Raw genomic sequence first — 21946 nt, 5'->3', positions numbered from 1 at the left:
CATGCCAGCCACGCTCGGACGGTACGCGTTCGCCCTCGCTCCCCTCGCAGCCGCGGCGCTGTGGGGCGGGATGTACGTCGTCAGCAAGTGGGGGTTCACGCTGGTCCCGCCGATGACGCTCGGCTTCCTCCGGGTCGCGCTCGGAGCCGGAGCGCTCTGGCTCGTCGTCGCCGGCCGCGGCGGTCCCGGACCGGCGCGCGAGGAGTGGCGGACGTTCGCGGCGCTCGGCGGCTGGGTGACGCTGACGGTCGCCACCCAGTTCGTCGGCACCGAGCTGACGAACGCCAGTCAGGGATCGCTGCTGACGGTGTTGACGCCCGTGTTCACCGTCGCGTTGGGCGCGCTCGTGCTCGGCGAGCGGGTCACGGCGACGAAGGCCGCCGGGATGGCCGTCGCGGGGATCGGCACCGCGGTCGTCATCGCGGGGCAGTACGAGATCGCGTCTATCGCCGCCGGCAACCTCGTCGGCGTAGCGCTCCTGCTCGTCGGGAGCGCGGGGTGGGCCGGCTACACCGTCTGGGGGCTCCGCGCGGTCAGGCGCCACGGGGCGCTCCGCGCGGCGACGTACTCGTCGCTGGCGAGCGTCCCGATGCTGGGTGTCGCCGCCGCCGTCGAGCTGTGGTACGTCGGGCTCTCGCCGGCCGACCTCCCGGTGACCCTCGAGTCGGCCGGCGCCGTGTTGTACCTCGGGCTCGCGTCGACGGCGGCGGCGTGGTTCCTCTGGTACAAAGGCCTGGAGTACGTCTCCGCGGGGACCGTCGCCGTCTTCTTCTTCGCGCAGCCCGCCGTCGGGGCAGCGTTCGGTGCCGCGCTGCTGGGGGAGGCGCTCGGGTCGGGCTTCCTCGCGGGCGGCGCCCTGATGGCCGTCGGCATCTGGATCGTGAGCCGAGAGCGCGCCGCATCCCCCGACGATTCGCCGGAGCCGGCCGCGGGAGAAGCCTGAGAGGCCGGCGGGTCCGCGGTCCCGCTACGTCGTCCGCTTCTCCAGTTCCCCTTTCAGCTCCGCGGCCTCGAAGTCGTGGTCCGGGCGGATCGCGACGAAGTCGAGGAACCGCCGGGCCGCGAGCAGCTCGGCGGCGGAGTAGCTCTCCAGCGCGGCGTCGATCGCGTCCGGCGCGCCGATGAGGGGTTCCAGCGCGGCGAGCGCGCTCGCGAGGTCGTACGACCGCGCCGACTCGCGGCCCTCTTCGCTCACGCTCGTCGCGTCGATGACGTACAGGTCGCCGTCGCGCACGAGGACGTTCTCCGCCCGGAGGTCGCCGTGTGCGAGCCCGGCGTCGTGGATCGTCCGGAGGGTCTCGAACAGCGCGGGCGCCAGCTCCCCGACGGCCCCCCGGTCGAGCTCGTCGAGCGTCCGAAACTCGGGGAGGTACTCCAACACGACGACGCCGAGGTCGCCGACCTCCAGCGCCTCGACCGGCTCCGGGGCGTTGACGCCGAGCTCGCGGACCTTCCGCGTCGCCTCCAGCTCGTGACGGGCCATCTCGTAGGGGGTCTCGTAGCGCTCGAAGAAGCCCTCCGTGCCGGCGGAGACGGCGCCGAGGTTGCGCCCGGTGGTGAACAGCGTGTGGACGAGCGTGTTCTGCCTCGTGATCACCTTCACGAACAGGTCGTCGTCGAGGACCATCGGCGTCGACAGCCAGTTGTCCGCGTCGAGGAAGCGCACCCGCATCTCGTCGCGGTCGTACCGGTCCGCCAGCTCTCGGACGACCCGCTCGATGTCGGGCCAGTCCACGCGACCGCGCACGAGCCGGCGGAGCTCCATGTGGGAACCGAACGCGGCGCCGACGCTTAAATGGCGTCCTCGGTGAACGGCCAGAGCGCCGTTCGGCCGGTGCGCGTGCCGAGACGGCCGCCAAACATTCACGAACGTTCGCATCGTTTATGTCGAGCGGTCGCAATTCTTGCCCATGGACTTCGAGCTACCCGCGGAACACCGGATGATACGCGACACCGTCCGGGAGTTCTGCGAGGAGGAGATCCGGCCGATCGCCCAGGAGATCGAGGACGAACACCGGTTCCCCGACGAGGTGTTCGCCGAGCTGAACGCCCTCGATATGATGGGCGTCCCGGTGAGCGAGGAGTACGGCGGGCTCGGCGGCGATCAGCTCATGTACGCCCTCGTCACCGAGGAACTGGGCCGCGTCTCCGGCGGGATCGGGCTCTCGTACGCCGCCCACACCTCACTGGGCGCGAAGCCTATCGAGCTGTTCGGGACGCCCGAACAGAAGGAGGAGTGGCTCCGCCCGCTCGCCGAGGGCGGCGGGATCGGCGCGTGGGCGCTCACCGAGCCCGGCAGCGGCTCCGACGCCTCCGACATGGACACGACCGCCGAGTTCGACGCCGACGCGGGCGAGTACGTGCTGAACGGGACGAAGCAGTTCATCACGAACGCCAACGTCGCCAACAGCGTGCTGGTGAAGGCCGTCACCGACCCCGGCGCGGGGTACGACGGCATCTCGACGTTCATCGTCGACCCGGAGAACGACGACGGGTTCGAGGTCACGACCGTCTGGGACAAGATGGGACTCAACTCCTCGCCGACCTGCGAGATCCAGTTGGACGACGTCCGGATCCCCGAGGACCGGCTGCTCGGCGAGGAGGGCGACGGGTGGACGCAGACGATGAAGACGCTCGACGGCGGGCGGATCTCCATCGCGGCGCTGTCGGTCGGGCTCGCGCAGGGCGCCTACGAGGCCGCCAAGGAGTACGCCGGCGAGCGCGAGCAGTTCGGCAAGCCGATCGCGAAGTTCGACGCGATCCGCGACAAGGTGGTCCACATGCACCGGCAGACCGAGCGTGCGCGGCTGCTCACGCACAAGGCCGCGACGACGTACGACGCCGGCGAGTCGGTGACGCGTGAGTCGGCGCTGGCGAAGCTCGACGCCAGCGAGGCCGCCCGCGAGGTCGCCGAGGAGGCGGTCCAGACGCTCGGCGGCTACGGCTACACGACCGACTTCGCTCCCCAGCGGTTCTACCGCGACGCGAAGCTGATGGAGATCGGCGAGGGGACCAGCGAGATACAGCACGTCGTGCTCGGCCGGGAGCTGGGGCTCTGACTCACGGACTCACGCGATAACTCGCAGACTCACTTCCGCGCGACGATCCGGAGCACGTCCTCGTCCGCCAGCTCGTGGCCCTTGCCGACCTGCTGGTCGTCGTGTTTCGCGCTCTGACCGGACACGCGCGCGAACTTGAACCGCTCGTCGAACTCGCCGCCGATCTTCTCGCAGGCGTCGCCGACCGTGTCGCCCTCGAATAAGACCAGCGGCTCCTCGTAGTCGACGCCGCGGCCGGGCTTGTCCATATAAATGCGGATGAGGCCGAGTTCCTCCCAGAGCCGGTCTTTGAGCCCGTCGAGTCCGAGCTCCTTCTCCGCGGAGATGAAGAGGACGTCGTCGGGGTCGAGGTCGCGTTCGCGGAGTTCCTCTTTGACCGTCGGGAGGTAGCTCTTGTCGATGAGGTCGGCCTTGTTCACCGTCACCATCGACGGGAGGTACTCCCGGTTGTCCATGACCGCGTCGACGAGCTCGTCGATCGTGAGGTCGTGGGGGATCGTCACCTTGGCGTTGACGTAGCCGTACTCGCGGAGCACCTGCTTGACCGTCCCCTCGTCGAGGCTCACGTCGTCGCTCATCGTCACCCCGATCCCGTCCTTGTGGGTCTTCCGGATGTTGATGTTCGGCGGCTCCGTGTCGAGCCGGATGTTGGTCTCGTATAACTCCTCGCGGAGGCGGTCGTACTGCTCGATCTCGAACACGGAGAGCATGAACACGACCAGGTCCGCGGTCCGGACGACCGAGAGGACCTCCTTCCCGCCCCCGCGACCGCCCGCGGCGCCCTCGATCAGGCCCGGCACGTCGAGGATCTGGATGTTCGCGCCGCGATACTTCAGCATGCCGGGGTTGACGTCGAGCGTCGTGAACTCGTAGGAGCCGACCTCGCTGTCGGCGTTGGTGAGGGCGTTGATGAGGGTGGACTTCCCCACGCTCGGGAACCCGACCAGCGCGACCGTGGCGTCGCCGTGCTTCTCGACCGCGTAGCCGTGACCGCCGCCGGCGGAGGACTGGTTCTCCAGCTTCTCTTTTTTCTCCGCGAGCTTCGCCTTCAGGCGCCCGATGTGGGCCTCCGTGGCCTTGTTGTAGGGCGTGTTGGCGATCTCCTCGCGGAGGTCCTCAATCTCCTCTTCCAGTCCCATTAGCGTACAGTCGGCCGTTCGGCTCGTTAAAGGTGTTCCTTCGGGCCGCCGGGCGGTCCGTCCGCGGTTCCGACGCCCCGGCGGACCGTGCGAATCTCCACCATCGTGTTGACGATTCGACACGGTTATATCCGCGACGCACGATCCGTCTGCACGTCGAATGCCCGATCCGTCGAGCCTCCGTGACAGCACCCAGATCGTCCTCCCGTGTCACGCCCTCGAGGGCATCGGAGAGCGGCTCCGGGACCGGTTCACCGTGACCGTCGTCGAGGCCGACGGCTACTACCGAATCATCGGCAGCCCCGTCGAGATCAAGGCCGCAAGCGACTTCCTCGCCCGGAACGGCGTCGCGGTCGCGTAGCGAATTTTTTTTTTAATCGCTGAGCTTCCCCCGCGATCGGCGCGAGACGGCCGGAGAGCCTGCGGTCGGCGCGAGCCGGTCTGCAGAAAAGAGACGCGGAACCGGTCTCAGCCGACGACGCCGACGAGGAGCTGGACCGCGATGAGAACGAGGAAGACGAGTCCCGCGGCGAACGAGCCGGCCGCGACGCCGTGCGCGTTGCCCAGCCCGCGCCCGCGGGCGCCGAAGTACGCACCGAGGAAGACGAACCCGGTCACCAGCAGTCCGACAGCGGCGTAGGCGACGCCGAGGAGGCTACCGGAGAGCCCCTCCGGCAGTCCGAAGTCGCCGACCGCGAGCAACGCGACGCCGCCGATGCCGACCGCGATGACGATGAACGCGACGGCCCAGACGACCGGTTTCCGAACGATGTCGGCGAGCGCACCGACGACCGCGGCGTATCTGTCGGGCGATTCGTCCGTTCCGGGCGCCGTTCGCTGCGCGCCGACCTGCGCGACGGCGAGGAAGGTGGCCGCGGCGAGCAGCCCCATTAGTGCCGTGCTCAAGAGCGAGAGTGTGACCATGGTGAGTTTCGTTATTAGCCGGTCCGTTCGCGTGTACAAATAGCCTTCGTATACTCGTCCGGTTCGGCTCCCGATTCGCGTCCGATCCGGTTCAAAGACACGTCCGATCCGGTGCGGTTCGGTGGACGGTCGACCCCGCGCCCGCGGCGTCGCAGACGCGTCTCACGCGGTGGCTCGGACCGGCGCTTCTGGTCTCGCTACACAAGAGCTAAGTGTACCATCGCCAAGGGAGGAACAAGAGCAGAGAGACGAACATGATAGATCCAATTATCCTGCAACAGGGGAGCGACTGGCGCGCGCAGGCGGAGGTCTTCGACGAGATCTTCTTCGTCTTCCTCGCGCTCGGTACGCTCGTTGGTACGATAGTCGTCGCGTACACGCTGTGGAACGTGTACAAGTACCGCGACGACGGGGGCGAACCGAGAAAGGACTTCGACGCGCCGACCGTCGGCGAGCTCCCGACGGGACAGGGCGGTCCGAAAGCAAAGAAGCTCTTCCTGTCGTTCGGTCTGAGCGCGATCGTCGTCATTAGTCTCGTCGTGTACGCGTACGGAATTCTCCTCTACGTCGAGGAGGGTCCCGACACGGGCGACGAGGGCGACATCGAGATCCTCGTCGAGGGGTACCAGTTCGGCTGGGAGTACGAGTACCCGAACGGCCACACCACGACGGGAGAGATGATCGTGCCGGCCGACCAGCGGATCGACATCGAGGTGACCTCACGCGACGTGTGGCACAACTTCGGCTCGTCGGAGTTACGGATAAAATCCGACGCCATCCCCGGAGAGTCCAACAGTAACTGGTTCTCCGTGAGTTCCGAAGAGGTCGAGGCGCAGGGCGGCGAGGCGACGTTCAGGGTCGAGTGCTTCGAGCTGTGCGGCTCCGGACACTCGGCGATGAAAGGCCAGATCACGGTCATCCCGCAGGACGAGTGGGAGGAGTGGTACGAGAACACGGAGGGTGAGTCCGGCAACTCCTCCAGCGCGAGCATCGACGCCGCCGCCGTCGGAGGTGTCCCCGCATGAGCGAGCTCCCGCCGACGACGTCCGTCAAGCGCTGGCTCGTCACGACCAACCACAAGGACATCGGAATCTTATACACGATCACGGCGCTGTTCTTCCTGCTGTTCGGCGGCGTGCTCGCGCTGCTGATCCGCGTCCAGCTCTGGGACCCCGCGAACCAGGTGCTCTCCGGGCTCGCGTACAACGAGGCGGTCACGGCCCACGGGCTGATAATGGTGTTCTGGTTCCTCTCGCCGTTCGGCTTCGGGTTCGCGAACTACTTCGTTCCGCTCCAGATCGGCGCCGACGACCTCGCGTTCCCGCGGCTGAACGCGCTCTCGTACTGGATGTACCTGTTCTCCGGCGTGCTGCTGGGGATCAGCTTCTTCCAGGGCGGTACGCTGAGCGCGGGGTGGACGATGTACGCCCCGCTCAACGTCCCGATGTACACGCCGAGCATCGGGTCGACCGGGGCGGTGCTCGCCTTGGCGATGTTCACGATCGGTATCACGGCGTCGACGGTGAACTTCCTCACGTCGATCCACCACTCCCGGGCCGAGGGGATGGGGATCATGGACATGCCGATGTTCACCTGGGGAATCCTCGCAACCGTGTGGATGATGCTGTTCGCGTTCGCGGCGCTGCTCGCCGTCGGGCTCATCCTCGCCTCCGACCGCGTGCTCGGCTCGGTGTACTTCTCCGCGACCGAGGGCGGCTCCCTCCTGTGGGGGCACCTGTTCTGGTTCTTCGGTCACCCGGAGGTGTACATCGTCTTCTTCCCGGCGTTGGGGGTCATGCTGGAGCTGTTCCAGACGTTCTCCGGGCGCCGGCTCGTCGGCCGGAAGTGGGTCATCATCGCCATCTGTCTCATCTCCGTCCAGTCGTTCCTCGTGTGGATGCACCACATGTTCCTCACGACGATCAACCTGGAGATCAAGACGCTGATGATGGCGACGACCATCGGTATCTCGCTCCCCTTCGACCTGGTCGTCTTCTCGCTGATCTACACGCTGATCAAGGGACGGATCCAGTTCACGACGCCGTTCCTCTTCGCGTTCGGCGCGCTGCTACTCTTCATCCTCGGCGGCATCACCGGGGTGTTCCTCGGCGCCATCGTCCTCGACTACGAGTTCCGCGGCACCTACTGGGTGGTCGCGCACTTCCACTACGTGATGTTCGGGGGCGCGACGGCGCTGTTCGGCGGCGCCTACTACTGGTTCCCGAAGGTGACCGGGAAGATGTACAACGAGCTGCTGGGGAAGCTCCACTTCGTGATCTTCTTCGTCAGCTTCAACATGGTGTACTTCTCCATGTTCCTCGGCTGGGAGACCCCGCGTCGCGTCTTCGAGTACAACCCCGAGTTCCAGACCTTCCACCAGATCGGGACGATCGGGGCGTTCATCCTCGGGTTCTCCTTCTTCATCATGTTCTACAACTTCGCGAAGTCGTACGTCTCCGGACCGGAGGCGGGCGATAATCCGTGGGACTACTCGCGGACCGCCGAGTGGGCCGTCTCCTCGCCGCCGCCGCTCGAGAACTGGCCGAACCGCCCATCGTACGCGTCCGGCAAGCTCGAGTTCGTGAAAGACTACGTTCCCGACGGCGGTCCGGCGGTGAAGACCGACGGCGACGGGAACGCCGCGACCGACGGCGGCGACACGCACTCCGACCACATCAAGGAGTACCCGTACTGGGACAAACACCCGAGCCACGCGAGCATCTGGCCGTTCGCCCTCTCGTTGATGACCGGGTTCTTCCTGTTCGGGCTCTCCGGGTTCGCCGACTCGGTCACGTTCATCGTGGGCGAGTCGCTCGCGTCGACGAGCGTCGAGATCTCGAACGTGATGTACCCGGTGTTCATCGTCGTCGGACTCGTCGGGCTGATCGCGAGCGGCGTGAAGTGGGGGTTAGAGGACTTCTACGCACCGCCCAGTGAGTTCGCCGAGCGGTGGCCGTTCAACGGCGTCGAGAAGGTGAAGCTGGGGATGTGGTTCTTCCTGGCGTCCGACGTGATTGTCTTCGGCGCGTTCCTCTCGGCGGCCATCTTCGTCCGGTACAACGCCGGGTGGATGACGTGGGAGCCGCTGACGGAGTCGCTCCCCGGCCTCATCAACACGTTCGTGCTGATCACCTCCTCGTTCACCGTGATCTTGGCGCTCGTCGCCGCCCACCGGAAGAGCCGGCAGGGGCTGCTGGCCTCGCTTGGGGCGACGATTCTGCTCTCGCTCACGTTCCTCAGCATCAAGATGTGGGAGTGGCACCACGAGGTGTTCGACCGCGGCGTGATGATCGGCTCGAACGCCCACGGAGATCCGGTTCAGGCGTCGATCTACTACGTCACCACGGGGCTCCACGGGCTCCACGTCGTCATCGGGCTCCTGATCGCCTGCTACCTGTTCGTCCGGGCGTACCAGGGGCACTACCTGGAGGACGAGCGGCCGGTGGAGTACTTCGGCCTCTACTGGCACTTCGTCGACATCGTCTGGGTGTTCATCTTCCCGCTGTTCTACCTCTTCTGAGGCGGCGTTCGCCGCCGCATTCGGTTTTTGTCGGGTTCTTTTGTATTTTGGCCGCGTCCCGTTAGCCCCCGCGCCGCTCTCCCGTGTCCTCACTCGTCGACCGGCTCGGCGCACCACTGACAGAAATCGAACGCCGGGTCGGTCTCGCGGCCGCAGTGCGGACACGACACCGCCTCGACGTCGCCCCCGTCGTCGACCGTCGACCGGTCGGAGCGATCGGTCAGCGTCTCGGTGTCCGTCCGGCCTGTCGACGCTCCCGGGTCCGTCTGTCCCGTCGACGCTCCCGTGTCCGCCCGCTCCGGCGCGGTTCCGGAGGTCACTCGCTCCGAGGTCGCTCCCGCCTTCGTCCGCTTGTCGCGTTCGTACTCGCGGTTGTTGCGGCGCGCGAGGACGTACGCGTCGATCACGCTGGCGGCGACGACGAGCACGGCCGGGGCGATATCGGCGATCGGCGGCGGGTCGCCGGCGACGAGCCGATCCACCGCCGCGTCGGGAACGACGAGGACGAGCGTCGCGGTGACCGCGACGTACCAGCCGAACGCACGCGCCCAGCGGCGGAGGTACGCGTGTCCGAGCCCGGAGACGACGAGCGCCAACAGCACGGCGAGCCACGGTCGACGGCGACTGCGGTCTGTCATGGCGCGAGCTACGGACCCCGGGACCGTGTAACTGCCCCTCGCTCGGAGCGTTTATGAGGCCGAGACGCTGAGTCGTGGTATGCTCGGTATCCCGGCCGGCGACTTTCTCGTCGGGATCGGATTCGCGGTGGTGGGGGTCGGAACGTGGGTCCTCGGCCTCGGGATCGCGTACCTCCTCTACAAGCGGTGGCGCGGCGACGGACCGCGCGCCGACGACTGAGGGGCGGAGATCCGATCCTCCCGCCGACTCGCCTGTCCCGGTCCGCTTCGGTCACGCTTTTGAGGGCGCTGGCCCGAGGATCGGTATGACCGACACGGCGCTCGTTATCGGCGGCACGCGGTTCATCGGGAGACACACCGTCTCCGATCTGCTCGGGAACGGCTACGACGTGACGATGCTGAACCGCGGGACTCACGAGAACCCCTTCGCGGGCGACGACCGCGTGACGCACGTCGAGGGCGACCGGACGAACGAGCGCGACCTCCGAACGGCGAAGCTCTCGGCGGAGCCGGACATCGTGATCGACTGCGTCGCCTACCATCCGGCCGACGTCGAGGCCGCGGTCGACGTGTTCGCCGACGTCGACGGCTACGTGTACGTCTCGTCGGGGTCGAGCTACGCCGAAGAGGAGATCCCGAAGCGCGAGTGGGAGACGCCGCTCCAGCCGTGTACGCCCGAACAGGCGACCGACGAGAGCATGGAGACGTACGGCAACCGGAAGGCCGAGGGCGACCGGGTCGTGTTCGACGCCGCCGAGAACGGGGTCAACGCGACTGCGGTCCGCCCGTGTATCGTCTACGGCCCGTACGACTACACGGAACGGCTCGACTACTGGATCGACCGCGTGCTCTCGCACGACCGCGTCGTCGTCCCCGGGGACGGCCAGAACCTCTGGCACCGCGCGTACGTCGAAGACGTCGCGAGCGCGCTCCGGATCGTCGCCGAGCGCGGCGAGCCCGGGGCCGCCTACAACGTCGGCGACCGCCGGGCGCTCACCCTCGAGGAGACGGTGACGACGATCGCCGAGGTCGCCGGTACCGACTGCGAGGTCGTGCCCGCGAGCGCCGACGCCCTCGCGGCCGGCGGGCTCGAACCTGACGAGTTCGCGCTCTACCGCGAGTACCCGCACCTGCTCGACACGTGCGCGCTCGCCGACCTCGGCTGGGAGTCGACCCCGATCGAGGAGGCGATGGCCCGGACCGTCGCCGAGCACCGAGAGGCCGAGCGCGACGGGAGCGAGTGGGACCCCGGCCGCGAGGCGGAGGAGCGGGTGCTCGGCGTGAAAGACACCTTATGAATCGGCTCGGCGACTGAGCGTCTGGCTCAGTAGGCGGCGTCCCACCGCGACGGCTTCCGCCGGTTACCGCAGTCGGTGCACTCCATGCGGTCCATCGTGTCGATGGCGATGTCGGTCCCCTCGCAGTTCCCGCAGAAGTAGCCGTACCGCTGCTCTCGGTCGGGGTCGGCGTAGGCGACGTAGAAGGGGCCCTTAGAGCCCCGCTCGTTCTCGTCGAAGGCGACGTAGACGGTGTCGCCGGCGTCCGTCTCGACGACGCCCTCGGAGATCCCGGTCAGCCGGCTGACCTGCTTGCGGTACTCCCGCTCGTCGAACGTCTCCCCGCCGATCTCCACGGCACGCTCGCCGACGAGCTCGTACCCCTCGGCCTCGTAAAAGGCGGTGCCGGCCTCGTTGGCGACGAGGACCCGCGCCTCGATGCGGTCGACGTCCGCGTCGCTGAGCTCCGCCTCGACGCGCTCGAGGAGCGCGGAGCCGATCCCGGACTCGCGGTGGTCCGGGTGGACGTGCACCCAGTCGATCTCGCCGACCCGCTCCCGGCGCCCGACCACGTAGCTCTCGGCGAACCCGACCACGTCGTCGTCCACGACGGCGACGGGGCAGACGGTGCTCTCGTCGTCGATGTCCGCGACGAGGTCGTCGGAGTCGTACCACTTGTCGACCGCCTCGGCGAGCAGCGCCTCCTCGACGGCGTGGTCGTACGAGGCGAGCAGCGACTCGCGGGCGACTTCGCGGATCGCGTCGACGTCGGCTGCGGTGGCGTCGCGGAGTTCCATACGATACCCTTCACACACGACTACAAAAAACACGCCCGAACGTGTCAGAACTGCCGCACTCGATTCGGGCGAAACTCGGAGACCGGGAGGAGCGGGCGACGGCGCTACGAGATGGAGTACGTCGCCGCGGCCATCAGCAGCATGGTCAGCGCGAGCGCGAGCGCCATCACGTAGGTCAGCGAGCGGTTCTCCCACCGGAGGTGCTGGAAGTAGGCGACGATGAGCAGCGTCTTGACCGTCGCTATCAGCAGCGTTCCGCCGAGCGCCTGGGCGTACGTGAAGTCGAGGAACGCGGCCTCGAAGAGAACGAAGTTCAGCGTCGCCGCGACCAGGAGCGCGACGTATATCGCTGTGTACAGTTTGAGCGAGTCGTCCGACATTTCTTGGCCTCACCTTCGTCCGTGTGCTTAAAGAATTAACCATCCGGCCCCCGTTCCGGCGCGTGCTCGCGGCCCGTGCGACGTCCGCTCGCGGTCCGCGGGACCCCGAAACGCCTATGTCTTCGACGCGCGGACGTGACTCCGACACCAACGAGGCACCACCGTGGATCCGCTCGAACCGACGGACGACCTGCTCGAATCGCTGTACGTCGTCAACAAGGTCGCGAAGCAGTTCGCCGACGAGGCGACCGCCGCCTACGACCGCGGCGACGTCACCGAGAGCAACGTCCGTTCCGCGCGAAAAGACGCCCTCTACCGGACGAAAACGGCGGTTCTGTCGCGGATCGTCGCCCACGAGGACTCGGCCGTCACCGGGGAGTACCACGCCATCAACGGCGACGTCTGGCTGTTCCTCACGGTCGGCGACTGGCGGTTCCACCAGCCGCCGCGCGCCATCGGCGGGGACCTCGCCGACGAGGTCGCGGTCGCGAACGACCCCGGGGAGCCGATCGACGCCCCCTACGAGCGCGACCCGTCGGTCGAGCGCTCGGATCGATCGCTCGAAGACGCCCTCATCGGGCTGGCCGAGGCGGGCGTCAACGCGAACGACCACCTCGCGCGACCGACCGTGACGAGCGAGCACGACCGCATCGTGGACGTGCGCTGGTCGTACCTCCCCTGAGTTGCGTCTCGACTCTCGAGGGCTAAGCTAGTGGCACAGGTCCCGACGCGTCCGTAAAAGTCGAACCCCGCGACGGGAGCGACCCGGACTTAGCTCTCGACGACCTCGATGGCGCCGAGCATCCCGTTGGCCTCGTGCGGCGTACACCGGTAGAGCTGGATCCCGGTGTTGTCGAACGACTGCTCGAAGGTCGAGCCCTCTTCGCTAACGGCGTTACCGCTGCTGAAGTCGGACTCGGACCCCTCCACGGATTCGACGTTGTGGGCGCCGCCCTCGCCGGTCCACTCCCAGACGACGGTCGTGCTGGAGTCGATCCGGATCGCCGGGGGGTCGAACGCGAAGCCGACCTCTCCGGCGCCGACCGAGACGGTGACCTCGTCCTGCCCGGTGTAGTCGGCGATGGTCCCCTCGTACAGCCGGGCTTCCGCGAGGTGGTCGTCGATCGCGCTCGGGACGTCGTCTTCCATGGGGACGTCGTTGCCGTCGCCGCCGTCCCCTCCGCCGCCGGAACAGCCGGCGAGCGTTCCGAGGGCCAGCGCGGCCCCGGTTCCAGCGACGTACCGCCGTCTACTCAGTCTATCAGACATCGTCGAACGTAGGGGTTCGAGCCTTACAAACCCCTTGACGAAATCCGGATCGCCGGAACCGTCGAAGGGTCCGAGCGGGGGTCGGGGGCGCCGATCGGCGCCCCGCCGTCGGCGGCTTTATTCGCCGTCGGCGCCGTGGTCCGAATCGATGCGGGAGGACGAGCTGGCGACGCGCGTCGTCGACCACTACGCCGCCGCCCACGACGACCCGAAGATCCGGCTGGAAGAGCCGTACGACGCCGACGGGCGTCGCGGGGTCGTCGACGCGTACGTCCGGCTGCGGACGCCCGAGCGCGTCGATCACGTGATCGAGCTCAAGGCCGACGCCGCCGTGCGCCGAGCCACCGGGGCGAACGAGATCCTGCGCCAGTACCGGCGCATGGAGCGGTACTTTCACGGCGACGAACGTCACGCGCTCCGGCCGAAGCTGGGTCGCACCGAGCCGGGCGCGCGATTCCTGCTGCTGTTCGCGCCCACGCCGACCTGCGTGCACCACGTGGCGACCCACCGGTCGCTGTACGGCTCCGTCGACGTCGCGGCCCGCGTCGACGACGTTCCGGCCGTCCGCACCGTCGCGTTCCTCACCGGGCTCGACGGCGACCCCGCGGACCTCGGAATGGTGTCGGTGAACGGCGACGCGCAGTTCGGCTCCGAGGCGTTCCTGAATGCGGTACCCCCTGACTCCAAGCTCGCCGAGAGTCTCCGCGGCGTCGACGACGACCTCGTGGAGTTTCCGTAGGGGGTCAGCGGGCGTCGACCGGGAGGTCGGCAAATAATGACCGGGGCGCGGGCGACCGAAAGGCGCTTTTCGTCCCGCCGCGACCCTCGACTATGATCACGGTCGCGTTGGCGGGAAAGCCGAACGCCGGGAAGTCCACCTTCTACACGGCCGCGACGATGGCCGACGTCGACGTCGCGAACTACCCGTTCACGACGATCGACGCGAACCGCGGGGTCACCCACGTCCGCACGGAGTGCCCCTGTCTCGACCGCGAGGAGCGGTGCGGTTCGGAGAACTGTCGCGGCGGGAAGCGGTACGTCCCGGTTGAGCTCCTCGACGTGGCTGGGCTCGTGCCGGGTGCCCACGAGGGGAAGGGGCTCGGCAACCAGTTCCTCGACGAGCTGACGAACGCGGACGTCGTCTTGAACGTCGTGGACGCCTCGGGCGCGACGAACGCGGAGGGCGAACCGGTCGAGGTCGGCTCGCACGACCCGCTCGACGACGTGGACTTCGTCGAGGAGGAGATGGACCTGTGGCTCGCGGGCATCGTCGACGACAACTGGGAGAGCGTCGAGCGGAAGTCGCGGTCGCCCGACTTCGACCTGGAGGCGTCTATCACGGACCTGCTGACCGGGTTCGGCGCGACCGAGCGCGACGTGACGGCGGTCCTCCGCGGGCTGGAGTACCCCGACGATCCGAAGGCGTGGACCGGCGACGACCGCGAGGCGCTCGCGCGGGCGATACGCCGCCGCACCAAGCCGATCGTCGTCGTCGCGAACAAGGTCGACGCCGCGCCCGAGGGCGCGCTCGACCGGATCCGCGAGGGGACGGACAAGCCGGTGATCCCGGCGACCGCCGACGGCGAGCTCGGTCTGCGCCGGGCCGCGGAGGCCGGCGTCGTCGACTACGACCCGGGCGACGGCGACTTCGAGATCCTCGGCGACGTCTCCGAGGAGCAGCGCAGGGGGCTCGACGCGATCCGCGACGCGATGACCGAACACGGCGGAACGGGCGTCCAGACCGCGCTGAACGCCGCCGTCTACGACCTGCTCGACCGTATCACCGTCTACCCGGTACAGGACGCCTCGAAGTGGACCGATGGGACGGGCAACGTCCTCCCGGACGCGTTCCTCCTCCCGTCGGGGGCGACGCCGCCGGACCTCGCGTACGCGGTCCACACCGACATCGGCGAGGGGTACCTCCACGCGGTCGACGCCCGCTCCTCGCGGCGGATCGGCGAGAAGCACGAGCTGAGCGAGGGCGACGTGGTGAAGATCGTCTCGACCGCGGGGCCCTGAGGGCGTCCGGGGGCAAGGATGTCGGACCCGGTAGCGACGGGACCCGAGCGTGAGACCGACAGGCACATCCGGATACCCCGAGACGGGCCGGTAGATGCTCGGGCTCGAACACGACTTCCGGATCGTCGACACCCGCGCGACGCTGGACCCCGACGAGTCCTCGGTCGCCACGCACGGCCGAGACATCTCCCCCGAGCGGCTGGAACGGGAGATGCTCCAAGCGGGCGTCGTGCGCGCGGTCGCGAGCCCGGGCCGGCGCCCGCCCGGCCGGAGCTACCTCCGCGCGAACAACGCGGTCGCGCGGCTCTCCATCGACCGCCCGTTCGTCGCGTTCGCCCGACTCAACGGCCCGCGCGACCCGGGGAACGGCCCGGTCGCCGCGGTGCGGAACCTCCGCGCCGAGCGCGACGACCACCACGCCCGGCCGGACGACGTCGAGCAGTACTCCTACGACGACCGCTTTCACGGGTTCACGCTCGCCCCGCACGTCGACGGCCTCCCGAACGAGGACGTGCTCGGTCGGCTGGAGTCGGCCGACCTCCCGCTCTTCGTCCACGCCGGCAGGGAGTTCCCGCCCGAGGCGGTCGAGCGCGAGCTCCTCGACTACGACCTTCCGCTCGTGCTCTCGAGCTTCGGCGGCTACCCCCTCGACGCCGATCTGATGAACGAGACGCTCGACCTGCTCGACGAGCACGACCGGCTCTACGTCGACACGAGCGCGGTGCGCTACCGCGAGGTGCTCGAGCGCGGCGTCTTAGAACACCCCGACCGCGTCCTCTTCGGCTCCGGTGCGCCCGACATCCACCCGAACGTCGGCGTGATGGAGGTGCTCACGCTCGACGTCTCGGAGGACCTGATGCGCCGCGTGCTGGCGAAGAACCCCGCCCGGCTGATCCCCGCGCTCGCCGAGGGCGCCGACGCCTGAAGCGACGGTCACTTGTCCCGCCGCTGCGGAGCCGACGGACATGAGCGACGCTGAGACCGACGCCGAGAGCGACGGCGGTGACGGCGGCGACGACCCCCTCGTCGAGGTCGTTCGGGCCGTCGGCCACGAGCACGTCACCGCCGAGCACGCGAGCACCGTCGAGCTCACAACCGACGACTGGCTTACGCCGGCGGGCGACTGTATCATCGGTATCGAGGCCGACCGCGCGCCCCGCGACTTCTCCCCCGAATTCCGCGAGGCGTGCCGAAACGCGGAGGCGACGATCACGGCGACGATCGGAGTCGGGGAGCCCGGAGACGAGGGGGTCGAGCTCGACGACCCCGCGTACGTCGACGAGATCGTCGGCCGCGGCGATCCCGATCTCACGCTCCTCGACGACCGGTCGATGGTTGGGCGGACGAGCGACTACACCGACGACGAGCGCACGATCCTCGTCGACGGCGACGGTGCGGCCGCCGACCTCGACCGCGATCTCGTCGCCGCGCTCGCTGACGGCGCCCCGATCGCGCTGCGGCTGGCGGTCGAACGCGCCGAGTAACGAACGCGCCGCAGAACGGCCGTCTCCAGGTCGATCAGCGCTGAACGGCGGCGTCGACGAGGTCCGTGACGGGGAACGGCTCGTCGCGGTCGAACGACGCGAAGACGGCCTCGTAGCGCGCGGAGGGCAACACGAGCACGACGATGTTCTCGAAGAACAGCGTCTGCGCCTCGAACTCCTCGCCGATCAGGCCCTTGAACTCGTCGCCGGTGACCTGGTTCGCCATGACGAGCCGGTACGCGGACTCGAGGTCCTGGTCGGAGTACCGCGACTCGAGGTCCTCCCGGACGTACTCGACATCGAAGTCGAGGGAGTCGAGGCTGGCTATCACGCGCGCCTCGGCGCCGTCGACGCCGCGGAGCGTCTCAACGAGCTCGGACACGCCGGCGGATTTTGCTGGTACGTACTAAAATCGCTCGTTCGAATCCGGACCGGTTAGATCGGGAGCTCGGCGTCGGCGCCGACCACTCGGTCAACCTCCTCCGGCGCGCGCCAGTCGGTCGTGCGCTCCAGCAGCTGGACGACCATCCGGCCCGTCACGCCCCAGACGGTGTAGCCGTCGACGTGGAAGAAGTGGACCCGGTGGTCGCCGTACTCCGGGTGACCGATACGACGCTCCGACTCGTAGTTCGCGCGGTCGGTCAGCCCGTTGACGGGGAGGACGGCCACCTCCGCGACCTCCGACTCGTCGGGGACGTACTCGCGGTCGGGCGCGACGCCGACGAACGGCCGGACCCGGTAAGCGGAGGAAGTCCGGGTGTCGTCGAGGCGCCCCAAGACGTCGACCTCGTCCGGGCGCATCCCGACCTCCTCGTTCGCCTCGCGGAGCGCGGTGTCGGTCAGGGTTCGGTCCTCGGGCTCGCGCCCGCCGCCGGGGAAGCTCATCTGTCCGGGGTGTTTCCCGAGGTGGGACGCGCGTTTGGTGAACAGCAGGTGGGCCTCGCCGCCGCGCTCGACGACGGGCGCGAGCACGGCGGCCTCGCGGCGCGCCCGAGTCACCTCTTCGGGCGTGTACCGACGCAGCCCCGACAGGTCCATATCGGGCGTAGGCGCCCGGAAGGGGTTAACGTTTCTCCGCGTTCCGGCGATCTGAAACGAGCGCGGCGTCGACCGCTGACCCGTCGGCCGTCGGGCGGTCGAGGGATCGCGCGACCGCGCCCGAACGGCTCGCGCAGCGAGGCTGAACGACTCGCACGGCTTCGGACGTTTTAAGCCCGCGACCCGCCCTTCACACGATAATGAGCGACGACGACCAGGAGCTCGGGATCACCGAGTCCAAGTCACACAACACCGGCGAGTGGTACGCCGAGGTCGTACAGAAGGCGGGGCTGGCCGACTACGGCCCCGAGGGGATGAGCGGATTCATCGTCACTCGACCGCGGGCGTACGCCGTCTGGGAGCGCCTGCAGGGGTTCCTCGACGCGAAGTTCAAGGACACCGGCGTCCAGAACGCCTACTTCCCCCTCTTCATCCCCGAGTCGTACCTCGAACGCGAGAAGGACATCGTCGAGGGGTTCGACCCCGAGGTGGCGTGGGTGACCGAGGCGGGCACGAAGGAGCTCGAGGAGCGGCTCGCGGTCCGGCCCACCTCCGAGTCGATCATCACGCCGTACATCAGCCAGTGGGTCCGGAGCCACCGCGACCTCCCGCTGCGCGTGAACCAGTGGTGTTCGGTCGTGCGCTGGGAGGCGACGGAGACGAAGCCGTTCTTCCGAACGAAGGAGTTCCTCTGGCAGGAGGGCCACACCGCGCACGAGACCGCAGAGGACGCGTGGGACGAGACGATGACGCGGCTCGACCAGTACGAGTCCGTCTACGAGGACCTGCTGGCGCTGCCCGTCCTGAAGGGACAGAAGCCCGACCACGACAAGTTCCCCGGCGCCGACACGACGACGACCGTCGAGGCGCTGATGCCCGACGGGAAGTCGGTGCAGGCCGGCACCTCCCACCACCTCGGGCAGTCGTTCGCGGAGGCGTTCGACATCACCTTCTCCGACGAGGACGAGGAGGAGCGGCTCGCGCACACCACCTCGTGGGGGCTCTCGTGGCGCGCGCTCGGCGCGCTGATCATGACCCATTCCGACGAGCAGGGGCTCGTGCTCCCGCCCGGCGTCGCTCCCGAACAGGTCGTCGTCGTCCCGATCTGGCAGGAGGACACCAAAGACGAGGTGCTGGAGTACGCCGAGGGCGTCGCCGACGACCTCGACGACGCCGGCGTCCGCGTCGAGCTCGACGACCGCGACGAGCGCAATCCCGGATTCAAGTTCAACGAACACGAGCTCAACGGGGTCCCGCTCCGGATCGAGATCGGCCCCCACGAGGTCGAGGACGGCGAGCTCACTCTCGTCCACCGCCCCGACGGGGAGAGCGTCGTCGAGGAGCGGGACGGCGTCGCCGACACCGTCCGCGACCACTTCGACGAGATCTACGCGAAGCTGTACGCGGCCGCGGAGGAGACGCTCGACGGCGAGGTCCGCGAGGCCGAGGACCGCGCCGAGATCCTCGGGACGCTCGGCCAGCACGGCGGCTACGTGAAGACGCCGTGGTGCGGCGACGAGGAGTGCGAGGAGCCGATCAAAGAGCCGATGGCCGCCGAGATCGTGATGGTGCCGTTCGAGGACGAGGACCCCCTCGTCGACGGCGACGAGACCTGCGCCATCTGCGGCGAGGACGCGAAACGGACCGCTTACTTCGCGAAGTCGTACTGAGTCGGGGTCGATTACGGCGGGGCGCATCGGTAACGGCCGCCCCGCCGCTGTACCGCGTTTAATCCGCGTTGATCCGACTTAACGGAGATCGGTTTATATACGGATACGTCGCCTACGGTCAGGTGATGAAACGAGGTATCGCGCTCCTCATCGTCGCGGTCGTGCTGGTCGGCGTCGCCGGGATCGCCGCGGCCGGCCCCATCGGGACGGTCGCCGCGCAGGACGACCCGGTGGCGACGAACGAGACGAGCGAGGGGAACGAGACGGCGAACGGGACGGAGATCAGCCCCGGCGAACGCCTCTCCGGCGTGATCGGGGTCCAGCGGGCCGAAATAGCCGGCGAGGTCGACTCCCGGGCGTTCGAGGTGGCGCTCAACCGGACGGAGACCGACGAGGAGCGGGCCGCCCTCGTCGCGGAGCGGTTGAACCGGACCGAGGACCGGTTGACGGAGATCGAGCGGCGCCAGCGGGAGCTCCGCGAGCGCCGCGACGCCGGTGAGCTGAGCCGGGGCGAGTTCGCCGCCCGGATGGCGGAGATCGGCGCCCGAGCCGAGACGGTCAAGCGCGAGGCCAACCGGAGCGCCGACGTGGTTCGCGGGCTCCCCGAGTCGGTCAGGGCCGACCGCGGCCTGAACGAGGCACGACTCGGCGCGCTCCGCGAGCGGGCGAGCGAGGCGAGCGGCCCGGAGGTCGCGGCGATCGCTCGCGGCGTCGCCGGCAACGATGTGGGCGGCCCGCTGGCGTCCGAGCGACGCGGCCCGCCCGCGGACATGGGCCCGGGAGCCGGCCCGGGCGCCGGTCCGGGCGCCGGCGGCGGCTCGCCCGGCGCTGACGGACGACCCGGCCGCGGTACCGAATCCGGGGGCGACGGCAACGCGACGAACGCGACCGATCGCTCGACGAACGCGATCGACCGTCCGACGAACGCGACCGACCGCCCGACGAACGCGACCAGCGCTCAGACGACCGCCGGAAATTCGACTGGTGGGTCCGCGAGCGGTAACGCCGGGCAAGGAGGCGGCGACCGAGGCGACGGCTCCGACGCGGGGAGCTCGCCGACGGGCGACGAGCGGTCTCCGCCCGCCGCGGGCGATAACCGCGGCGGCGGGGGCGGTTCCGGATCCGATGCCGGCGCCGCGAACGCCGTCGAAGACGTCGTGGCAGGACTCTCCGGACCGTTGACTGACGGTGCCGAGTACGTTCGTCGGGTCGTCGGCATCGATGGATAGGTCGCCTCCGGCTCGGCACACCACCGAGCCGACCCCGACCGGACGTCGCGGTGACCGCGGCCGCCAGAGGAGCGCCCCGCGTGCCCCGCACGCTTGCTTGGAAGATGGGAAGCGATTTACCCGAGCCTCGTAACTGTTGGGCTGTGCAGCGAACGGTACTTCTTCTCGTCGCCGTCGCGGTCGTCGCCAGCGCCGGCTTCGCGTCGATCGGGGCCGCCCAGGGCGGTGCGGGCCTCCCGCCGGGCGGTTTCGACCAGATGGACGTCACTCCGGACGACGTCCTGATCGAGGTCAACGTCGAGCCCGACGGCGATGCAGTCTGGGAGACGCAGTACCGAGTTCGCCTCGCGAGCGACGACGAGGAGCAGGCCTTCGAGGAGCTCCGCGCGGACGTGGAGTCGAACCCGGACGCGTACACGGGCCGGTTCGGCGAACGGATGCGCGCGACGGCCGACACCGCCGAGAACGCGACGGGCCGCGAGATGAACGTCTCGAACGTCACGGTGACCGCCGAGCGGCGCGAGCTCCCGCAGTCGTACGGCGTCCTGACGTACCGGTTCGAATGGAGCAACTTCGCGGCCGTCGACGGCGACCGCCTCGTCGTCGGCGACGCCGTCGACGCGCTGTTCCTCGACGAGACGTCGTCCCTCATCGTCTCGTGGGACGACGGGTATCGGCTCGGCGAGGTCTCGCCGTCGCCGACGGAGACCCGCGAGAACGCCGTCGTCTGGGAGGGCCCGGTGGACTTCACGGAGGGACAGCCGCGCGTGACCGTCGAGCCCGAGGGGCTCGCCGCCGGACCGCTCCCCCTCGTCGCGCTCGGACTGCTCATCGCCGTCCTCGCCGTCGTCGGCTACCGCCGTCGGCCGTGGCGCGCGTCGGCTTCGGACGGGGCGCCGACGGCGACCGCGGACGCGCCCGACACGACGGGAGCCGAGGCGGCCGCCGAGAGCGGGGACGCGGTCGACGGGGACGGCGCGACTGGCACGGAGGCGACCGCCGCTGGAGCCGGCGCGAGCGCCGCGGCCGTCGGCGAGCCGGACGCCGACGAGGGCGGAGCGGAGCCCGGCGCGGACGGAGACGGTGACGGGGCGGCGCCACCGGTCGACGAGGACCTGTTGAGCAACGAAGAGCAGGTGCTCCGGCTGGTCGAGGCCAACGGCGGTCGGATGAAACAGAAGCAGGTCGCCGAGGAGCTCGACTGGACCGCCGCCAAGACGAGCCAGGTCGTGACGGGGCTCCGCGACGAGGGCGACCTGGAGGGGTTCCGGCTCGGGCGCGAGAACGTGCTCTCGCTGCCCGAGTACGACGCCGCGGCCGACGCGGCCGACGCCGACGACACCGACGGCGAGGAGACCGGGGACGACGGCGAGTGACGCTCGCGGCGGTCGCGCCCGGATCGACGCTCGGGCGTGAGGCGGGAGCGACCGATCGACTATCCGAACTCGGCTCTCGTCACAGGTCCCGCGACCGACCCAGATGCATGAGTTCGCCGCCGCACTC

The 21946-nt window shown here is 69.0% G+C and carries 24 protein-coding genes; 15 read left to right on the top strand and 9 right to left on the bottom strand.

From position 1 onward, the window contains the following. Position 1 precedes the first annotated feature (1 nt). Positions 2–943 (top strand): DMT family transporter, encoded by a 942-nt coding sequence (locus tag Hrr1229_RS00340; protein WP_123114965.1) that lies wholly within the window; start codon positions 2–4, stop codon positions 941–943. A gap of 24 nt (positions 944–967) precedes the next feature. Here the strand turns inward: Hrr1229_RS00340 and Hrr1229_RS00335 are convergent, their stop codons facing one another. Continuing rightward, positions 968–1765, bottom strand: coding sequence for an RIO1 family regulatory kinase/ATPase (locus Hrr1229_RS00335; RefSeq protein WP_123114731.1), 798 nt, complete (start codon positions 1763–1765; stop codon positions 968–970). Between the two features lie 145 nt (positions 1766–1910). On the opposite strand from Hrr1229_RS00335, the gene Hrr1229_RS00330 reads away from it, so the two are divergent. Further along, on the top strand, positions 1911–3059 hold the full coding sequence (locus Hrr1229_RS00330) for an acyl-CoA dehydrogenase family protein (RefSeq protein WP_123114732.1): 1149 nt from the start codon (positions 1911–1913) through the stop codon (positions 3057–3059). Between the two features lie 29 nt (positions 3060–3088). On the opposite strand, the gene Hrr1229_RS00325 is transcribed toward Hrr1229_RS00330, so the two are convergent. Then, positions 3089–4198, bottom strand: coding sequence for a GTPase (locus tag Hrr1229_RS00325; protein WP_123114733.1), 1110 nt, complete (start codon positions 4196–4198; stop codon positions 3089–3091). A gap of 160 nt (positions 4199–4358) precedes the next feature. On the opposite strand from Hrr1229_RS00325, the gene Hrr1229_RS00320 reads away from it, so the two are divergent. Further along, positions 4359–4559: a hypothetical protein gene (locus tag Hrr1229_RS00320; RefSeq protein ID WP_123114734.1), complete on the top strand. Its 201-nt coding sequence runs from the start codon at positions 4359–4361 to the stop codon at positions 4557–4559. A gap of 107 nt (positions 4560–4666) precedes the next feature. Here Hrr1229_RS00320 and Hrr1229_RS00315 read toward each other — a convergent pair whose 3' ends face one another. Then, positions 4667–5122: a hypothetical protein gene (locus Hrr1229_RS00315; protein WP_123114735.1), complete on the bottom strand. Its 456-nt coding sequence runs from the start codon at positions 5120–5122 to the stop codon at positions 4667–4669. A 254-nt stretch (positions 5123–5376) separates the two neighbouring features. Between Hrr1229_RS00315 and coxB the strand changes: the two genes are divergently transcribed. Both coxB and Hrr1229_RS00305 read left to right on the top strand, forming a co-directional pair. Next, on the top strand, positions 5377–6147 hold the full coding sequence (coxB, locus tag Hrr1229_RS00310) for a cytochrome c oxidase subunit II (protein WP_123114736.1): 771 nt from the start codon (positions 5377–5379) through the stop codon (positions 6145–6147). Beyond that, positions 6144–8642: a cbb3-type cytochrome c oxidase subunit I gene (locus Hrr1229_RS00305; protein ID WP_123114737.1), complete on the top strand. Its 2499-nt coding sequence runs from the start codon at positions 6144–6146 to the stop codon at positions 8640–8642. Before coxB ends, Hrr1229_RS00305 begins: the two co-directional genes overlap by 4 nt. A gap of 89 nt (positions 8643–8731) precedes the next feature. Here the strand turns inward: Hrr1229_RS00305 and Hrr1229_RS00300 are convergent, their stop codons facing one another. Further along, positions 8732–9280 carry a zinc ribbon domain-containing protein gene (locus Hrr1229_RS00300; RefSeq protein ID WP_123114738.1) on the bottom strand — a complete coding sequence of 183 codons (549 nt, stop codon included), beginning with the start codon at positions 9278–9280 and terminating at the stop codon, positions 8732–8734. A 79-nt stretch (positions 9281–9359) separates the two neighbouring features. Here Hrr1229_RS00300 and Hrr1229_RS00295 point away from each other — a divergent pair, with 79 nt between their 5' ends. Beyond that, positions 9360–9500 (top strand): hypothetical protein, encoded by a 141-nt coding sequence (locus Hrr1229_RS00295; RefSeq protein ID WP_176329310.1) that lies wholly within the window; start codon positions 9360–9362, stop codon positions 9498–9500. 85 nt (positions 9501–9585) lie between these two features. Then, positions 9586–10578 (top strand): NAD-dependent epimerase/dehydratase family protein, encoded by a 993-nt coding sequence (locus Hrr1229_RS00290; RefSeq protein WP_123114739.1) that lies wholly within the window; start codon positions 9586–9588, stop codon positions 10576–10578. A 26-nt stretch (positions 10579–10604) separates the two neighbouring features. Here Hrr1229_RS00290 and Hrr1229_RS00285 read toward each other — a convergent pair whose 3' ends face one another. Together Hrr1229_RS00285 and Hrr1229_RS00280 are read right to left on the bottom strand one after the other, a co-directional pair. Then, a complete protein-coding gene (locus tag Hrr1229_RS00285) occupies positions 10605–11354 on the bottom strand; it encodes a GNAT family N-acetyltransferase (RefSeq protein ID WP_123114740.1) in 750 nt (249 codons plus the stop codon). A 104-nt stretch (positions 11355–11458) separates the two neighbouring features. Then, on the bottom strand, positions 11459–11734 hold the full coding sequence (locus Hrr1229_RS00280; RefSeq protein ID WP_123114741.1) for a cytochrome C oxidase subunit IV family protein: 276 nt from the start codon (positions 11732–11734) through the stop codon (positions 11459–11461). 163 nt (positions 11735–11897) lie between these two features. Between Hrr1229_RS00280 and Hrr1229_RS00275 the strand changes: the two genes are divergently transcribed. Next, positions 11898–12416 carry a hypothetical protein gene (locus Hrr1229_RS00275; protein WP_123114742.1) on the top strand — a complete coding sequence of 173 codons (519 nt, stop codon included), beginning with the start codon at positions 11898–11900 and terminating at the stop codon, positions 12414–12416. Positions 12417–12505: 89 nt separating this feature from the next. Here Hrr1229_RS00275 and Hrr1229_RS00270 read toward each other — a convergent pair whose 3' ends face one another. Then, a complete protein-coding gene (locus tag Hrr1229_RS00270; RefSeq protein WP_123114743.1) occupies positions 12506–13003 on the bottom strand; it encodes a halocyanin domain-containing protein in 498 nt (165 codons plus the stop codon). A gap of 148 nt (positions 13004–13151) precedes the next feature. On the opposite strand from Hrr1229_RS00270, the gene Hrr1229_RS00265 reads away from it, so the two are divergent. From Hrr1229_RS00265 to Hrr1229_RS00250, 4 genes are all read left to right on the top strand, one after another. After that, positions 13152–13742 carry a hypothetical protein gene (locus tag Hrr1229_RS00265; RefSeq protein WP_123114744.1) on the top strand — a complete coding sequence of 197 codons (591 nt, stop codon included), beginning with the start codon at positions 13152–13154 and terminating at the stop codon, positions 13740–13742. A 92-nt stretch (positions 13743–13834) separates the two neighbouring features. Beyond that, positions 13835–15022, top strand: coding sequence for a redox-regulated ATPase YchF (locus tag Hrr1229_RS00260; protein WP_123114745.1), 1188 nt, complete (start codon positions 13835–13837; stop codon positions 15020–15022). Between the two features lie 94 nt (positions 15023–15116). After that, positions 15117–15947, top strand: a complete 831-nt coding sequence (locus tag Hrr1229_RS00255) for an amidohydrolase family protein (RefSeq protein WP_123114746.1) — start codon at positions 15117–15119, stop codon at positions 15945–15947. A gap of 40 nt (positions 15948–15987) precedes the next feature. After that, positions 15988–16506, top strand: a complete 519-nt coding sequence (locus tag Hrr1229_RS00250) for a DUF371 domain-containing protein (protein ID WP_123114747.1) — start codon at positions 15988–15990, stop codon at positions 16504–16506. Between the two features lie 34 nt (positions 16507–16540). Here the strand turns inward: Hrr1229_RS00250 and Hrr1229_RS00245 are convergent, their stop codons facing one another. Both Hrr1229_RS00245 and Hrr1229_RS00240 read right to left on the bottom strand, forming a co-directional pair. Then, positions 16541–16888 (bottom strand): hypothetical protein, encoded by a 348-nt coding sequence (locus Hrr1229_RS00245; RefSeq protein WP_123114748.1) that lies wholly within the window; start codon positions 16886–16888, stop codon positions 16541–16543. 53 nt (positions 16889–16941) lie between these two features. Further along, positions 16942–17544 (bottom strand): CoA pyrophosphatase, encoded by a 603-nt coding sequence (locus tag Hrr1229_RS00240; RefSeq protein ID WP_123114749.1) that lies wholly within the window; start codon positions 17542–17544, stop codon positions 16942–16944. 200 nt (positions 17545–17744) lie between these two features. Here Hrr1229_RS00240 and proS point away from each other — a divergent pair, with 200 nt between their 5' ends. The 3 genes from proS to Hrr1229_RS00225 all read left to right on the top strand — a co-directional run bounded on the left by proS (position 17745) and on the right by Hrr1229_RS00225 (position 21819). Continuing rightward, positions 17745–19214 carry a proline--tRNA ligase gene (proS, locus tag Hrr1229_RS00235; RefSeq protein ID WP_123114750.1) on the top strand — a complete coding sequence of 490 codons (1470 nt, stop codon included), beginning with the start codon at positions 17745–17747 and terminating at the stop codon, positions 19212–19214. Between the two features lie 125 nt (positions 19215–19339). Next, on the top strand, positions 19340–20443 hold the full coding sequence (locus tag Hrr1229_RS00230) for a hypothetical protein (RefSeq protein ID WP_123114751.1): 1104 nt from the start codon (positions 19340–19342) through the stop codon (positions 20441–20443). 143 nt (positions 20444–20586) lie between these two features. After that, complete coding sequence (locus tag Hrr1229_RS00225) at positions 20587–21819, top strand: hypothetical protein (RefSeq protein ID WP_123114752.1); 1233 nt, start codon at positions 20587–20589, stop codon at positions 21817–21819. Positions 21820–21946: the final 127 nt, after the last annotated feature.

The organism is Halorubrum sp. CBA1229 (assembly GCF_003721435.2).
GTDB lineage: Archaea > Halobacteriota > Halobacteria > Halobacteriales > Haloferacaceae > Halorubrum.
Note: the sequence above shows the minus strand (reverse complement) of the source record. Positions and strands in the feature narration are given on the sequence as shown.

Excerpts from the sequence above, each read along its gene's own strand:
- Hrr1229_RS00280 (WP_123114741.1), bottom strand. The coding sequence starts at position 11,734 with ATGTCGGACGACTCGCTCAAACTGTACACAGCGATATACGTCGCGCTC.
- Hrr1229_RS00230 (WP_123114751.1), top strand. The coding sequence starts at position 19,340 with ATGAAACGAGGTATCGCGCTCCTCATCGTCGCGGTCGTGCTGGTCGGC.
- Hrr1229_RS00335 (WP_123114731.1), bottom strand. The coding sequence starts at position 1,765 with ATGGAGCTCCGCCGGCTCGTGCGCGGTCGCGTGGACTGGCCCGACATC.
- Hrr1229_RS00325 (WP_123114733.1), bottom strand. The coding sequence starts at position 4,198 with ATGGGACTGGAAGAGGAGATTGAGGACCTCCGCGAGGAGATCGCCAAC.
- Hrr1229_RS00285 (WP_123114740.1), bottom strand. The coding sequence starts at position 11,354 with ATGGAACTCCGCGACGCCACCGCAGCCGACGTCGACGCGATCCGCGAA.
- Hrr1229_RS00330 (WP_123114732.1), top strand. The coding sequence starts at position 1,911 with ATGGACTTCGAGCTACCCGCGGAACACCGGATGATACGCGACACCGTC.
- Hrr1229_RS00295 (WP_176329310.1), top strand. The coding sequence starts at position 9,360 with ATGCTCGGTATCCCGGCCGGCGACTTTCTCGTCGGGATCGGATTCGCG.
- proS (WP_123114750.1), top strand. The coding sequence starts at position 17,745 with ATGAGCGACGACGACCAGGAGCTCGGGATCACCGAGTCCAAGTCACAC.
- Hrr1229_RS00315 (WP_123114735.1), bottom strand. The coding sequence starts at position 5,122 with ATGGTCACACTCTCGCTCTTGAGCACGGCACTAATGGGGCTGCTCGCC.
- Hrr1229_RS00265 (WP_123114744.1), top strand. The coding sequence starts at position 13,152 with ATGCGGGAGGACGAGCTGGCGACGCGCGTCGTCGACCACTACGCCGCC.
- Hrr1229_RS00260 (WP_123114745.1), top strand. The coding sequence starts at position 13,835 with ATGATCACGGTCGCGTTGGCGGGAAAGCCGAACGCCGGGAAGTCCACC.
- Hrr1229_RS00320 (WP_123114734.1), top strand. The coding sequence starts at position 4,359 with ATGCCCGATCCGTCGAGCCTCCGTGACAGCACCCAGATCGTCCTCCCG.
- Hrr1229_RS00270 (WP_123114743.1), bottom strand. The coding sequence starts at position 13,003 with ATGTCTGATAGACTGAGTAGACGGCGGTACGTCGCTGGAACCGGGGCC.
- Hrr1229_RS00290 (WP_123114739.1), top strand. The coding sequence starts at position 9,586 with ATGACCGACACGGCGCTCGTTATCGGCGGCACGCGGTTCATCGGGAGA.
- coxB (WP_123114736.1), top strand. The coding sequence starts at position 5,377 with ATGATAGATCCAATTATCCTGCAACAGGGGAGCGACTGGCGCGCGCAG.
- Hrr1229_RS00250 (WP_123114747.1), top strand. The coding sequence starts at position 15,988 with ATGAGCGACGCTGAGACCGACGCCGAGAGCGACGGCGGTGACGGCGGC.
- Hrr1229_RS00340 (WP_123114965.1), top strand. The coding sequence starts at position 2 with ATGCCAGCCACGCTCGGACGGTACGCGTTCGCCCTCGCTCCCCTCGCA.
- Hrr1229_RS00305 (WP_123114737.1), top strand. The coding sequence starts at position 6,144 with ATGAGCGAGCTCCCGCCGACGACGTCCGTCAAGCGCTGGCTCGTCACG.
- Hrr1229_RS00240 (WP_123114749.1), bottom strand. The coding sequence starts at position 17,544 with ATGGACCTGTCGGGGCTGCGTCGGTACACGCCCGAAGAGGTGACTCGG.
- Hrr1229_RS00255 (WP_123114746.1), top strand. The coding sequence starts at position 15,117 with ATGCTCGGGCTCGAACACGACTTCCGGATCGTCGACACCCGCGCGACG.
- Hrr1229_RS00300 (WP_123114738.1), bottom strand. The coding sequence starts at position 9,280 with ATGACAGACCGCAGTCGCCGTCGACCGTGGCTCGCCGTGCTGTTGGCG.